Origin of the sequence: Sphingobacterium sp. UBA7855, assembly GCA_002500745.1 — a bacterium.
In the GTDB taxonomy this organism is placed as follows: Bacteria; Bacteroidota; Bacteroidia; order Sphingobacteriales; family Sphingobacteriaceae; genus Sphingobacterium.
Window position 1 is genome coordinate 696,732 of the sequence record DLST01000018.1, and the last position, 15,084, is coordinate 711,815.

The window sequence follows — 15,084 nt, forward strand, 5'->3', positions numbered from 1 at the left end:
CATTTACAGATGAATAAGCTTGAGATAAATACAGCGCAAAATGTAAAAATCGAATATAATCTTGCCAGCCTTGGCTCAAGAATGATAGCCTTTGCAATAGATTATTTCATTATAGTCTGCTATTATTTCTTTTGCTTTTTCCTCTTGGACACTTTAAATATCACCAGTAATGACCCCTATCTGTTTTATGGGATCATGATGGCACTGACTCTACCGGCTTTTTTTTATACATTGATTACCGAAACAGCTTTTGGCGGCCAAACGGTTGGAAAGAAAATAATGAAAATAAAAGTTGTCAAACTCGACGGCTCCCGGGCCAATTTTTATCAGTACTTGTCTAGATGGAGCTTGTCTATTATCGATATCTGGATGACGATGGGCGGGGTTGCAATTACCGCTATAGTTTTATCCAAAAACGGGCAACGCATTGGGGATATTGCCGGAGAAACGTCTGTTATTAGTCTAAAACCAGCCTTAAAATTGAGCGACACTATCTATGAGGAAACATTCGATAATCACCCCATTCTATTTCCTCAAGTAATTAAATTGAGTGACAAAGATGCCAACTCGATTAAAGAGATTTATCAGACAGCTTTTGACAGAAGAGATGTGGGAATTTTAACGGCTTTAGTTCAACGCCTGGAAAAAGTCATGGACGTTAAACACCCTGAAGTAATGACTCCCAATGATTTTGTCTTACAGGTGATGAAAGATCATTATACGATGTTTAAAGATAAATAACCCTAAAGACTTCCCGCTTACCAACTTCGCCCTTTCGCCCGGTTCTTTAACGTACATCATACGTATATACAACGGAGATTGTTCGGTTGCGACCGAACAATCTCCGAACAAAGGCCGAAAGAGGTATCAATTTGATACGTCACTATCAAAATAAAAACTCTTACTTTATCTTGTTACTGGCACAAAAAAAGTCGGAAGATTTTTCTTCCGACCGCGAATGGATCATACGACCTTTTTTATCGGATTTTATCCTTAGCCCGTTACTGAAGCCGCAGAAGTTTGTGCCTGACGATCGACTTTTTTGACCAATCCTTGTAATACATTACCTGGACCAACTTCAACAAATGCCGTCGCACCATCAGCCAGCATATTTTGTACCGTTTGTGTCCATCGAACAGGTCCCGTTAGCTGTGCGATCAGATTTTGCTTGATAACAACTGGATCTGTCTGTGGTTTAGCATCAATATTTTGATAAATCGGACAGCTAGGCGAAAGCACCTCTACCGCTTCAATAGCTGCTTGCAATTCGACTTTAGCTGATTCCATCAATGGTGAGTGGAATGCACCACCTACGTTTAGTTTTAATGCCCGTTTAGCACCAGCCTCGGTCAACAAAGCACAAGCCTTATCCACACCTTCGATAGATCCCGAAATAACCAGTTGTCCAGGGCAGTTATAATTTGCAGCCACAACAACTTCATCAACCTGAGCACAGATATCTTCCACTATAGCATCTTCCAGTCCTAATATCGCAGCCATCGTTGATGGTTGAAGCTCACATGCTTTTTGCATCGCATTAGCACGTTGTGCAACCAATTTCAAGCCATCTTCAAAGCTCAATGCACCGGCCGCTACCAAAGCCGAAAACTCACCTAACGAGTGACCTGCAACCATGTCCGGCTGAAAAGACTCTCCCAAGGCTTTCGCCAAAATAACCGAATGCAAGAAAATAGCAGGTTGGGTTACTTTCGTTTGTTTCAATTCCTCATCTGTACCGGAAAACATGATATCCGTGATGCGGAATCCTAAAATATCGTTAGCCTGTTCGAACAAGGCTTTCGTTTCATCATTTAAATTATACAGGTCCTGCCCCATTCCAACAAATTGGGCCCCTTGACCAGGAAATACATATGCTGTTTTCATCCCTTATATTTTTTATTCATTTATTTGTCTGCTACCATAGGTATTGAATCTGCCTTCGGCAGTCAATGGTTGAGAAGAACGGATTCCCGTAAGCGCAAACTTAGATAAATTGCTTTTTATATGCAATATAAATTCATGTCAGCCAGCTATTATTCCTATTGTAGGACCATCGGTCTCATATTATTTATCTCCTCTGAAGGGTCTAAATCGGTCCTTAAATTCAGTCTTCGGGAACAAAACTTAGCGACAACATCTTCTTCGGGTCAAATACATCTTGTGCTATTTCCAGCAGCCCTGTATTCGTCAAATCCTGAATTTTTTCAATTACTTCGTCCAATAAGATGACACGATCATAGTCCATTACGTTTTTCGCGGCAGAGATAATCATACTCATACGATTCTCTTCAGTCAAAGCAATCTGCCCAATAAATTTCTGCTTCGCCTTTTTTACTGCAGTTTCAGATAGCGGTTGCTCGCTCAGCTTCGCAAGTTCTTTAAAGACGAGTTTTTTAGCTTTTTCAACTTTTTCTTCATCAGTACCGAGGTAAATACTAAATAATCCTGTATCCGAAAAAATAGTATAATTAGATTCAATGGTATAGGCTATTCCGTATTTCTCCCGTATGGAGAGATTCAAGATAGACCCCATCCCCATTCCACCAAGCATATTATTTAAAAGCAGTAGCCCCGTCTTACGGTCATCTCGATAACTATAAGCTAAAGAACCCAGCATATAATGCACCTGATTGATTGGCTTGCCTACGGCAACATGCTGTTCAACAAGCGGTCTGACGTCATTGCGGAGACGTGCTATCGTATTTGAAGGCACGGTCACAAATACTTTGTGCAACAATCGCTCAACTTCTTTTAGCGTATAATTGCCCGTGATACCAATGACCATTTCATTAGTATCATAATTTGCCTGCATGAAATCGACAATATCACACTTTTGCAGTGCAAGAAGCTGATCTTCCAGACCCAAAATATTATGCCCTAAACCCGATCCCTGAAAAACCAAATCTTCAAAATCGTCCACAATAGACTCTTCCGGGCTATCCAGATAAGATGCCATTTCATCTACAATGACAGATTTTTCTTTATCCAATTCTATGTCAGGGAAAGTGGAATGAAAGAAGATATCTTCAAAAAGATCTAACGCACGATTTAAATAAGGCTTAAGAATAGAGGCATGTACACAGGTATACTCCTTCGTCGTATAGGCGTTTAGATCTCCACCTACGGATTCCAAATGATTTATAATCTGTTGTGTAGAGCGTCTCTCAGTACGCTTAAATAAAAGATGTTCGATAAAATGGGCTACACCATATTTCCCAACAGCCTCGTCCCGAGACCCCGCATTGATGACCATGCAGACATGTGTAACCGGTAAATTTTGATATTGAAATACTACGCGTATTCCGTTTGAAAGTCTAATAATTTCGTATTCCATGCAGTACAAACTTGCTGTAGCTTCTTTTAGTTTATCTCTTTTTGTGCGCTCCATGTTTACGATATTTTTGCCACTTTGCTCAATCTTCAAATCGTATGGGGCATGAAGTCGTCACAAAACTAGGCATTTTTAAATGCAAAACGGTCATAGCGAAATCACTATGACCGTTTTTATATCTTATAGCAATCAGATTACATACGCGGAGGTCTCATTCCACCTGGCAATCTGTTCTCTCCTTCAGGATTACCCATCGCGAATTTTTGGAATTTGTAGGTAAATAAAATCATAAAATATCGTCCTAAACGGTTTGTACGGCTATCAGTAATCATCGATTCACTGAAGGTCCGGGAGACATTCGTTTGCTGATTTAACAAGTCAAATGCCTGTAGACGTACAGTCCCGCGTTGCTGACTTAAGAATTTCTGTTCCAGGTACGTATTTATGACAAAAGGATTTGCACTGATACCAGCCCCATACCCACTATTGAATTGTTTGGATAGATCTGCTCCGAAAATCGTATTTTTTGTAATATTAACCGACCCGATTAAGGTTGGCGTCCAGGACGAAACATTCGTATTACGATTTGTCACTGAGTTTTCTGTATGGTTAAATTGATAACGAACGCCTGGATTAATTTCCAGATTCTCCGACGGGTTATATCTAAACATCAACCCTTGATTCAACACGATATTGCGTGCAACATTCTTTTGACCGATGTCATCATCTTTCTCCGTAGATACATATCCAATATTTTTGTTATAGGATATTCCCCCCATCAACATAATATTATATGTTTTTTCCTTTAAGGATTTCCCATAGTGGTAAAAAGAATTCACATTAAATGGTTTATCGCTTGTTTCATTAAGATAACGGGTTTCGGAAACTAAAGTTGAGTTTGTCTGACCTGTTTGATAATCGATTAAATCATCAAAATAGCTTTTGCTCAAACTTACAATCTTATTGTTGGTCAGCCCAGCATTAACAAAAGCGAAGAAATTGTTTCCTTTTTGAAAGTCATTCTTACGAAATCTGACGTTCAATTGATGGCTGAACTCCGGATTCAAATTTGCATTACCTATTACGATACTGGTCCGGTTGGTACTCATATCAAACGGCAAGATCTGGGTGACCGAAGGCTCGTTAGGTGTTCCGGAATAATTGATGGTAATATTCGATTGCCTAGAAAACTTATACTCAAATCGCGCAATAGGCATCCAGTTCATGTTATTTCGACGAATTGGAACGACTAATCCCGAGCTGATGGCATCACCTCTCAATTGAGAAGGTTGAGCTGCAGCACCAATGGAATAGGTTATTTTATCACCACTATACAAATAGTTTGCTCCGATTTTATGTGTTGTGAAGGAATAATCATAATTATAATCAAAATTCAACTTGGGATCTTCTGCAATAAGGTTTCCATCGCGATCAAACCCTTTTTGTTTGTTCGAATTGTCATACTTATTTTTGTTGAAATCATAGGTAAATTCCACTTTTCCCTTCTCAGAAACAGGTTCAGTATAATTCACCGAAGCCCCGCCATTCCAACTTTTATTATTTGCTTTCAGGATCGTTTTTTCATAAATTGAATCTAAAGGAGCATTTGCATTGTTGGGATCAGCCAATAGCCTATCTAAAATTGCATTTTGATCTTTCGTTGTTTTTGCATTGTTAAAGTTCATGTTTACAAACACATTACGCCCCTTATCGTTGAACTTATGGTTGTACAATCCACTAATACCGAATCTCGGTGCACTGGAATTGGTAAAAACATCTTGAACCTGCGAATTATTGAATGCTCCACTACGGTAAGTAAGCGAATTGGTACCTGTCGTTACATCGCTATTATCATATCCAAACTGGGGTGAAATTTTGATATAATCTTTTGTAGTTGGCTTCCATTCGACGTTAGCTTCAAAACGATGGCTATCGCCAATGGTATTCGAATTGGATGTTACACTGTCCGTCTGCATAATATTTGGCAATGTATTTTCCTGAAAACGTTGAGATAGCGTGGTATTATTGCTATGGCTAAAACTATAGCTACCGTAAACTGTCAGTTTATCACTAAAGTCTTTACGGTAATTCAGTCCTATGGAGCCAATTTTAGTCAAACCGTCCGAACCGCCAAACATACCACCACCGCGGCGACCGCCACCACCTTGGCCACGACGCGCACCGCCACCTACAGTACTAAAATCAAATAATGGGGCATTGGTATTATTTAAATTTCCCAATACAGAAATTTGTTCGCCTTCGCGCATACCCATCCACATCCCCGTAGCCTGATAGCGATCTTCTGTCCCCACACCCGCCCGAAGTGTGGTCATATGACCTGTATTATATTTCGGGTCAATTTGGATATTCAATACCTTTTCAGAATCACCCGTTTTATTACCGGTCACATTCGCCATATCACCATAATCGTCGATGACCTGCATTTTTTGAATAATATTGGCCGGCAAATTCTGCGTTGCAGTCTTAACATCCCCACCAAAAAAGTCCTTTCCATTAATACGAACGCGCTTGACGGATTCACCCTGTGCTGTGACATTACCATCTTTATCGACTTCGACCCCTTGTAACTTCTTCAAAGCATCCTCGGCGACAGCCCCATCGCGGAGCTTTAGATCTTTCATCGTATATTCTAGGGTATCACTTTTGACAACAACTGTAGGGACTCCATCAATCACCACTTCCTCCAGCATCTGCGAGTTCTGTTGTAGCGTTAAACTTGGAATAATGTGCTTTGATTCACCTTTAGGAACTGTAAATTCTTGCTCAAAACGTTCGAATCCAAGGATGGAAACCGTGATTTTAAACGTATCAGCTTTAACTTTATCAAAGATAAAGATCCCCGCCATATTCGACCCTGTAGTCATGGAATCTAACCTCGATGTCAACTTCACCGTTGCACCTGCGACAATTCGATTCTTGTCGTCTTTCAACATACCTTGTACACTTTTCGTCTGGCCGTAAACAGTCCACCCCATCAGCATACTAAACAAAAAAAGCATATAGCCTCTCATAATACGTATTTTTATATTGCTATAATTGATAACCTTTTGATTCTAAAACTATTGTCTAAGTTTATGAACCAATATGATCCAAAAAGAAACAACCCTTAATTGTATGATTGAAATTATTCCAATTCATAGTTTGATACTCCAAACTCTTACAAAAAAAAGGATTATTAGTGTTAATTAATGTAAATGGACGATCTTCACACAGAAGTTACAATAGATAACTCTAAAATTATTTGTACTTTCGGCTATTTTAAAGACGGAACATGCTATTATCATATTATCAGGAAGAGTGCATAGAGGCTGGCTGTGACGAAGCGGGTCGGGGTTGTTTGGCAGGACCTGTTTTCGCTGCCGCGGTAATTTTTCCGACAGACTATCATCACGAGCTACTTAATGATTCCAAACAACTAAGCGAGAAAAAAAGAATGGCGCTACGGCCAATTATTGAACGTGAAGCCCTTGCTTATGCAGTTGCCAGTGTCTCTGCTGAAGAGATCGATCGCATAAATATTCACAATGCGAGCTACTTAGCCATGCACAAGGCTCTTGATCTCTTGAAGACAAAAGCGGAGTATATCATTGTCGATGGCAATAGGTTTATTCCTTATCAGCAAATTCCGCATACTTGTATTGTCAAGGGAGATGGCAAGTACCTATCCATCGCAGCAGCTTCAATTCTGGCCAAAACTTATCGCGATGAGTATATGAACAACATCGCATTAGCTTATCCAGATTACGACTGGCTCAATAACAAAGGGTATCCTACAATTAAGCACAGAACAGCTGTATTGGCACACGGCTCTACACCACATCATAGAAAGAGCTTTAGAATAACAGATCCACAGCTCAAATTATTCTAAAGCTCTAACATGCGTAAAAAGGAACAGCTTTAAACCGCTGTTTCCTTTTGATTTCGTTTAAAGGTGAGATAAACCGCTGCTCCTATTCCTGCAACCAGAATGAAGGAGGAGATCAGAGTCAATAGATTACCCATTTTGTGCGACTCTGGGTCAAAGATGAATTCAACTTTATGTTGACCTGCCGGCAACTGTAATGCTCTCAGGATATAGTCGGCACGAATGATAGGCGTTTCCTTCCCATCCACATATGCTTTCCATCCTTTATCATAAAATACTTCCGAAAATACAGCAAATGCATCATTTGTTGCAGTATATTCATATTGCATTTTATCTGGATGGTAAGACGTTAGCTTGATTTGGCCAGTTGTTGAAGCACTTGAAGTCTTCGCCTTAATTTCATTCTGATATTGTTGATTGACGAAAGCCTCTTTACGCGGATCAAAAGAACTGATTGCTTGCATTTCTTCCGCATTCCCTTTTACAAAATTCACCTTATCCACAAACCATGCATTTCCTGCGGCTGTACTTCTTCTAACAATACGCTGGGACTGATTCTGAGGATCTGTCGTAATCAAATAACGTACGTTAAACATGTCTAGAACATCTTCATTCAGAGCCCCATTAAATTGATTTTCCAAAATTTCCTGAAAGCGCATCAATTTTGCCGCATGATATCCACCCAGTGATTTATGGAAATAAGAGGGGCGCGCATCCGAAAATGGATCAGACGTCAGATCAAGTACGCGATAACTTAGATCTTTATCCATTAATATCAATTGATCTACCTCACGTTGCTGGAACACCTGTTGTGCAGTAGTTCCTTTATCCATAAACGATTTATCATTTAAGAAACGTTTATCAATACTCCATAAATCAAACAGGAACAACACCAATAATGCCCCTAATAACATCCCCTCGCTTAACTTTTTCTTTAGAACTACCCATACAAAACCGAATGTTAATAGGATGATAAAAAAGGAACGATAGGCATCTTTGCTCGCAATATCTTTGCGGTCTAGTACCAACTGGTTTGCTAATTCTGTTGCAAAGGCTTTATCGCCTATATTGTGCTCGAGCATCTCTATCAGATTGCTATGTCCGGCATTTCTAAAGTTTAAAAATAGATCGGGCATAATAGCAATCAACAAACAGAACCCACCAACTCCGATAAAGGTATACAGTACTTTTTTATCTAAGTTGGGGATTTCCTTAGCACGTATCAACAGCTCGTTGACAGCCATAATTGCCATCATAGGCACCGTAATAGAAACCAAAACCAAGATGGATTCAACCGCCCTAAACTTATTATACATGGGGAAGTAATCAAAGAAAAGATCCGATACGAGTGTAAAATTTCTTCCAAATGAAAGCAACAATGCTAGAATGGTTGTTGCCAAAATCCACCACTTAAACCGGTCTTTGACAATAACGAGACCTAAAACAAATAGGAAAAAGATCCCAGCGCCAAAATACCATGGCCCTGAGGTAAAGCGCTTATCGCCCCAATAGGTTGGCATGCCTTCTGCAAACTGCCCCGCCTGGACTTCCGAGATTCCTCCTTTTTCCATTAAAAATTTAGCCACGTGTGACTTCTCGTTCAACTGCCCGCCAGTCGAGCCGCCATAGGCATTAGGAATCAAAAAGGTAATCGTCTCACCAATTCCTTGGCTCCACTCATAAGCATACTCTTTATCAAGTCCCTTCTCTTTGGTATTGGCATTATCCACCTTTGTGATATTGGCATGCCCACGGGTACTTAATTTACTATACTCCCAGGTAGGTAATAAAATAGACGCATTGACCATCAAAGCAATGACGACTGCCAAAACCTGCCTCCCGGAGGCAATAAAAAATGCCCTCAGTTGATTTTGTTTCAGCGCATCTATGAATGTAAAAATCACATATACCATAAGAAGCATCAACAGATAATAGGTAGTTTGCAAGTGATTGACACGAATTTCAAGGGAGAGAAACAAGGCTAATAATACAGGTCCCCACAACTTACTCCCGCGATAACACATAATGACGGCGGCTATAACAGGCGGAATAAATGCAATTGCATTTGCACGAGTGATGTGCCCGGCCTCAATATAGATAAAATTGTAGGATGTAAAAGCAATGGCTACAGCGCCAACCGCAGCCAGCCAGGGCTTGATGCGTAACACGCTAAAGAGAAAATAAGCTCCCAACAAATAGAACAGAACCGTATCCATTGGGCTCGGAAAGGCAAACTTAACGGCTTTTAAGAAATAGGTACCAATATTATTTTCATTTTCTTGCCAAATTTGATAGGTCGGCATCCCCCCGAACATGGAATTTGTCCACAAAGGTGCTTGTCCATCCTTTGCTTTAAAATCAAATAATTCCTTCTGCGCCGCTTGTGCTTGTACCACATCCGACTGGGCGAGTGTTTTACCTTGCCAAACAGGAGTAAAATAAAAAAATACCAGCACAATGAATATCGCTATAACAATCAAATGCGCCGAATTTGCCTTAAACCAATTTTTCATCCGTATAAATTTGTCTTTAAAGTTGATGAAGCTACCTAATTTATTCAACTTACGATATAATTGTTCATTCGCCGTTCATATTGCACTGTAGGTATGAACGCATTATACGTGATTCTGATAAATTAAGATGATTTCATTTATCCTCTTAGGTTGTTTAAAAGTCTTAAAAGCCAAACTTAGATAAATTTGGCTTTATATACAATTATAATTATCGCATTGATTGCTAACAAAAGCGACTTATACCCGCTATTAACACGGAATGCGCAATATGACTTCCTTTAATATACCTAAAAAGCCCTAACATTATTCAGGGCTTTGTATTTTAAGATCGCATTTTAACAGCTGTCCCAGTCGCTCCTACCATCATCATGCCCCCTGTTCCAACCGTTTGAAAATCCAGCCGGACGCCAACAACAGCATCCGCCCCCAATGCGCGCGCGCGGTCTTCAAGCTCACGTAGCGCCGCTTCTCGCGTCTCTTGAAAAGCGCGTTCATACGAATTGGATCTGCCACCAAAAAAATCGCGAAATCCGGCCATCATGTCTTTTATCGCATTAGCACCTAAAACTACTTCGGAAGAGACAATTCCCAGATAACGTTCAATTTGGTGCCCTTCGATAGTACTTGTTGTTGTCAATAACATATTTTATTCTCCTTTTTGAATTAACTTATTAATATTGGATAGTTCGCCAAAAACAACCAAAATATCGCCTTCTTCCATCATCGTTTCGGATATTGCTATTCCCGAAGCCTCTTTTTGCTCTTTTGTCACGCCATCCTTTTTTACGTCTGTGATCTTGACCGTCGTCAGTACAATCACTTTGTATATGTTGGTCAAGTTCGCTTCACGCAATGTCATGCCCACATAACGGGCCGGCACTTTAGTTTCTACAATAGAATATTTATCCGAAACCTTGAACGAATCAACGATATCAATATTATCCAATCGCATGGCTAGTCGCTCGGCGGCTTCTTCTTCGGGCATAATATACTCGTTGATTTCCATTGCCTCCAGAACAGTTTTTTGAAGCTCTGAAACAATACGTCCAATGATCCGTTTTACTTTCAATTGCTTTAAGAGCGCTACGGTCATAAGCGATGCTCCTTCATCTTCTCCGATAGCTACAATAACAGCATGCGCATCTTTAAGCGGCAATGACGAAACCGCTTCTCTATCGGTTGTATCTAAACAAACGGTGTGTGTTATCTTGTCCTTTAACTGTTCAACGATACTGAGCTTTCGGTCGGCTCCAATCACCTCGTGGCCAAGTTCAGTTAGGTGTACCCCCAAAGAACGTCCAAAGTGCCCCAATCCTAAAACAATATACTTCATATCCCAAACTAAAATAAATTTACTGTTATTTCCAAGCTATATTTCGACATACAGCTTCCTTTCAACCTATAGGCTAATTGCTGGGATAAGTTAATCAAAAGTTCGTCAAAACGCTTTTCAGTCTGATTAAAACAAGATCTTTTCTTCCGGAAATACAATATTTCTCCGCTTTGAATTTTTAATGAACGCGACCAACAAGGTTAGCATTCCCACCCGTCCAATGAGCATAGTAATAGCGATAATTAATTTACCACCCATACTTAATGATGCTGTGATTCCTAAACTTAACCCACAGGTAGTATAGGCCGATAGCGCCTCAAACAGTAATGCTTTCATACTCTTATCCGGATCCGTAAAAATCAAAGAGAAGCAGCTACATCCGACAACAAACAGGGAAAGCAGGATAATTGCAAATGCTTTATGAACAGATTCATTGGCTATCCGTCTTTTGAAAATCTCGATGTATTCCTTTCCCTTAGCCAACGATATAATATTCATCAGTGACACGGCCACTGTTGTTACTTTCACCCCACCTCCTGTCGATCCCGGAGAAGCTCCCACCCACATTAGAAACATGATGATAAAGACGGTAGGAGCAGTTACAAAACTGAGGTCGACACTATTGTATCCCGCTGAGCGTGCTGCATTTGCCATAAAAAAAGAAGTCGCCCATTCGCCTTCAAGCCCTTTTTCGAGAGAAAGTGTGTTTCCATGTTCCAAAAAATAAAAGAATAAAGTCGCTGCTACAATAATAACCGCGTTACATGCTAAGACCAACTTAGAATTGAAACTAAAATTCCAGGCTTTGTGTTTATAGCTTTTCTTTGTCACCCAGCGATGATAATAAAGCAGGATGGACTCTTTGATATAGGTGTAAAAATTTAATACAATTCCGAAGCCCAGTCCGCCAAGGATAAACAATGCGGACAAAGCCAATTGAAAAGGGTAGTTAAATTTATAGGCATCATTGGTAATTCCTCCTGATAGAATTGAAAAACCAGCATTGCAGAAAGAAGATATGGAATGAAAGGTAGAGAAGAAAACCATACTTCCCAAATTTGGAAAATTTGCACGGTCTAATGTACTGAAGATGAGTATTGCACCAAGAAACTCAAACAATAATGTGATAAAGATCATTGTCAGTAATGTCTTAATCACCGAGGCAACCTTATTTTCGCCTAAGATTTCACCAAACATCAACTGGTTCTTATAGGAAAATCCCCCGGAAAAAAAATAGCCAAAAAAGCCTGTGAAGGTCATAATGCCCAATCCGCCCACCTGTATTAGAACAATCACCACTGTCTGCCCGAACATACTAAAATTAGTTGAAATGTCGGCAACGGACAGACCTGTGATACATACGGCACTCGTCGCCATAAACAATGCGTCAACGAAGGACAGCGGAGCTTCCACCGTGGTCCTTGGCAGCATCAGCAATACTGTTCCAATTAAGATTAGCACCAGGAAACTTATAACAAACAGTATGGTTGGATTAAAATAAAAATTATCAAAGAAAAGGGTACTTTTGGACAGTTCGGCAATGAAAATTAAATAGATTCCCAAATAGATCCATTGTTCTCTGGAAAATACTGCGAGCGCTCCAAATCCCGAAAAACGCGCGATGAGAATAAATATAAAATAAGCGAGGATAACTATTCCCGAATAATGCTCCACGGCAATTTTTCGAAGTGCATAAATGGCCGACGATTCGCGTAGAGCAATCATAAAAAAGAGGATAAAAAAAAGATGATGGATAATTGTGCCCAGCAACTCTCCCAGCACTTTGTCCGTGACATATCCCACATTAAAGATGACTATCACAGCGCAAATCATGCTTGCATAAAACATGATTTTGTCCACAAGACCATTTTTGTACTTGAAAACAAATCGGATAAAACTTAAAATCGAATCTATCATGATACCGTAAACTAGACAAATCTGCCAAAAAATGCAAATCTATCTTCTATGCATAACATAGCCACTGAATTCTCAATTCAATCATCGCTTACGAAAGCTTTTCACGTGAAACGGGCAATCAATTATCTGTACCTTCTTTTTCAAGTTCCTTTTCAGCTTTTTCACGATTACGCTTTCGTTTCTCTTCAATCTTTGCAGCCGCTTTGGCCTCATCTTCCTTCTCTTCCTTCAGGAGCTCTTCAGGAGTTTTATGTTTTTTAAATATACTTGAAATCATCTTTTTCGCCTTGCTCACCCCACTCACGACTTTTTCAACCTTTCCAGCGGTATTCATCAATTTGACCTCACGTTCTGGGCCAAGACCTACACATTGTTTGATCCCAACCAATAAAGTCTGCCATAATGCTTTAAAAAACGGATGATTCGGGTCGCGCCGCTTATTAATATGCCCAACCGTATATTTTCCATACAAATCAGGGTTACTGGGATTAAACAGAACCTGATTAATCATAAAAGAAAGCAGGCCTTTCTTTTCACGCCGCCCGTCGTCGCCGACCTCAGTCAGTATATTTACCTTGAGGTCGTCATAATCCATTTTAAATGTTCCTTTGCTCCGATAATCATTAGCAAAAATATCAAAACTGATCTGCTTTAGATTTCCAGATTTGACTTCAACATTCAACAATGGGCGAATCATCTTGTTTATTACAGGTAGGTCCATCTTTCCAAGTGTTCCCTTGTAGGTGTAAGCGCCCACTTTGGAAGTCATATCAAATACAAAGTTGGTGTTTAGCCTACCTGCATTCATAAAATTACTGTGCAGATTTGCACGCATCAGCTTCTGCTTTTTTAGTTTTGTGGAGTCATTTGTGATATTACATATTGTCCCATAAGTATGATCGAATGTAATTGTACCGATCTGACTGTATTCATCGCTCATTTCGGAATACGAAATACCCATATTTTCGAGAATTAATGAATCAATTCCCATTCGTGTTGATATCTTCATCAACTTCATGTGTGGAGCATGTCCAATATGGCTGGTCGGTGCGCTTTTATAATGCTTGTCACTATAAATCGAAAGTGTTCCATTTTTGACAAGCGCATGCTTTGTGTAAACTTTTTTATCGCGCGAAAGCGCTGCAAAATTGAAGCCTGTCAGGAGCAAGGTGTCCATTTTTAACACCATATAACTTCCTCCTTCACCTTTCTTCCTGTAATAGGCAGCTTTATTCAATGTTGGCTGATAAGCAACTTTTGTTAACAGCACATTCCGGCTTTTGCTATTGATTTTCAGCTGATCAAAGTTCACCTTATAAAAACCATCCGGAGTTTTATACGTAAAACCAGGTACTTGAATATCCACCATTTTACTGTGATAAAACCGCTGGCTATCTTGTTCGGAAGTCGAATCTATCAATACATCATCTATTCGGACCATTACCTTTTTAATCTCAAAATCCTGATGAACTCCCTTTTGGACCTGAGTATATTTAAAATCAATATTATTGAGGTTAACCGCCTCCACTTGGATTTTTTTAAGATTGTCTTTTATCTTCTCATAAAGCGGCTTTTTGGGCCCGCTGCTAACCGTATCATTATAGCTATGAACCTCATTGATCACATGGATATTTGGCGTCTCCACTGTAATATCATGTAAGAAAAGCTCCTTGTCCATCAGAACCCTCCGGATGCCAAAGCTTTTTATTTTTAATCTATTTACAGCGACCTCAAAGCGATTGTCGGGTGCTTTCTGGGCCAATACGAGTTTCCTATAAACTGTACTATCTGGAACGAGATGCAAATTATCTATTGTTACATTTCCAAGGATTAAATTGACATGGATATCATCGTATTGTATCGAATACAGACTGTCTGTTGCCTGTGACACCAATTGTTTGAGTTTTGTGTCCAAAAGTGGCTTCCACTTGTGGCTAAAATACCAAATACCCCCAGCCAAAACCAACAGGATAAATGCTATAACACCAAGGATCCATTTTAAAATAGGCTTCATAAAGTCATAATCTCTTCGTAATTTCGTCTTTATTTTATTGAATAACAAACAAAATTAATCCCATTTTGTTTGACATAGGACTAAATAAAG

Annotated in this window: 10 protein-coding genes; 2 read left to right on the top strand and 8 right to left on the bottom strand. The window is 39.7% G+C overall.

Annotation, left to right across the window (positions count from 1 at the left end):
• Positions 1-9: 9 nt before the first annotated feature.
• Positions 10-741 carry an RDD family protein gene (locus B2107_RS19140; RefSeq protein ID WP_293957321.1) on the top strand — a complete coding sequence of 244 codons (732 nt, stop codon included), beginning with the start codon at positions 10-12 and terminating at the stop codon, positions 739-741.
• Positions 742-993: 252 nt separating this feature from the next.
• Here the strand turns inward: B2107_RS19140 and fabD are convergent, their stop codons facing one another.
• The 3 genes from fabD to B2107_RS19155 form a co-directional block, all read right to left on the bottom strand.
• Complete coding sequence (gene fabD, locus B2107_RS19145; RefSeq protein ID WP_293957322.1) at positions 994-1,884, bottom strand: ACP S-malonyltransferase; 891 nt, start codon at positions 1,882-1,884, stop codon at positions 994-996.
• A gap of 220 nt (positions 1,885-2,104) precedes the next feature.
• Complete coding sequence (locus B2107_RS19150; protein WP_293957323.1) at positions 2,105-3,388, bottom strand: M16 family metallopeptidase; 1,284 nt, start codon at positions 3,386-3,388, stop codon at positions 2,105-2,107.
• Positions 3,389-3,525: 137 nt separating this feature from the next.
• A complete protein-coding gene (locus B2107_RS19155) occupies positions 3,526-6,363 on the bottom strand; it encodes an outer membrane beta-barrel protein (RefSeq protein WP_293957324.1) in 2,838 nt (945 codons plus the stop codon).
• Positions 6,364-6,623: 260 nt separating this feature from the next.
• Here B2107_RS19155 and B2107_RS19160 point away from each other — a divergent pair, with 260 nt between their 5' ends.
• Positions 6,624-7,220: a ribonuclease HII gene (locus tag B2107_RS19160; protein ID WP_293957325.1), complete on the top strand. Its 597-nt coding sequence runs from the start codon at positions 6,624-6,626 to the stop codon at positions 7,218-7,220.
• A 29-nt stretch (positions 7,221-7,249) separates the two neighbouring features.
• On the opposite strand, the gene B2107_RS19165 is transcribed toward B2107_RS19160, so the two are convergent.
• The 5 genes from B2107_RS19165 to B2107_RS19185 form a co-directional block, all read right to left on the bottom strand.
• On the bottom strand, positions 7,250-9,730 hold the full coding sequence (locus B2107_RS19165) for a YfhO family protein (protein ID WP_293957326.1): 2,481 nt from the start codon (positions 9,728-9,730) through the stop codon (positions 7,250-7,252).
• A 322-nt stretch (positions 9,731-10,052) separates the two neighbouring features.
• Entirely contained in the window at positions 10,053-10,373 is a 321-nt protein-coding gene (locus tag B2107_RS19170) for a YbjQ family protein (RefSeq protein ID WP_209582059.1), read from the bottom strand.
• A 3-nt stretch (positions 10,374-10,376) separates the two neighbouring features.
• Positions 10,377-11,063, bottom strand: a complete 687-nt coding sequence (locus B2107_RS19175; RefSeq protein WP_293889222.1) for a potassium channel family protein — start codon at positions 11,061-11,063, stop codon at positions 10,377-10,379.
• 126 nt (positions 11,064-11,189) lie between these two features.
• The gene (locus B2107_RS19180; RefSeq protein ID WP_293957327.1) at positions 11,190-12,980 is read right to left on the bottom strand and encodes a TrkH family potassium uptake protein; all 1,791 of its coding nucleotides are present in this window, start codon (positions 12,978-12,980) and stop codon (positions 11,190-11,192) included.
• Between the two features lie 118 nt (positions 12,981-13,098).
• On the bottom strand, positions 13,099-14,994 hold the full coding sequence (locus B2107_RS19185) for a hypothetical protein (RefSeq protein WP_293957328.1): 1,896 nt from the start codon (positions 14,992-14,994) through the stop codon (positions 13,099-13,101).
• Between the last annotated feature and the right edge of the window lie 90 nt (positions 14,995-15,084).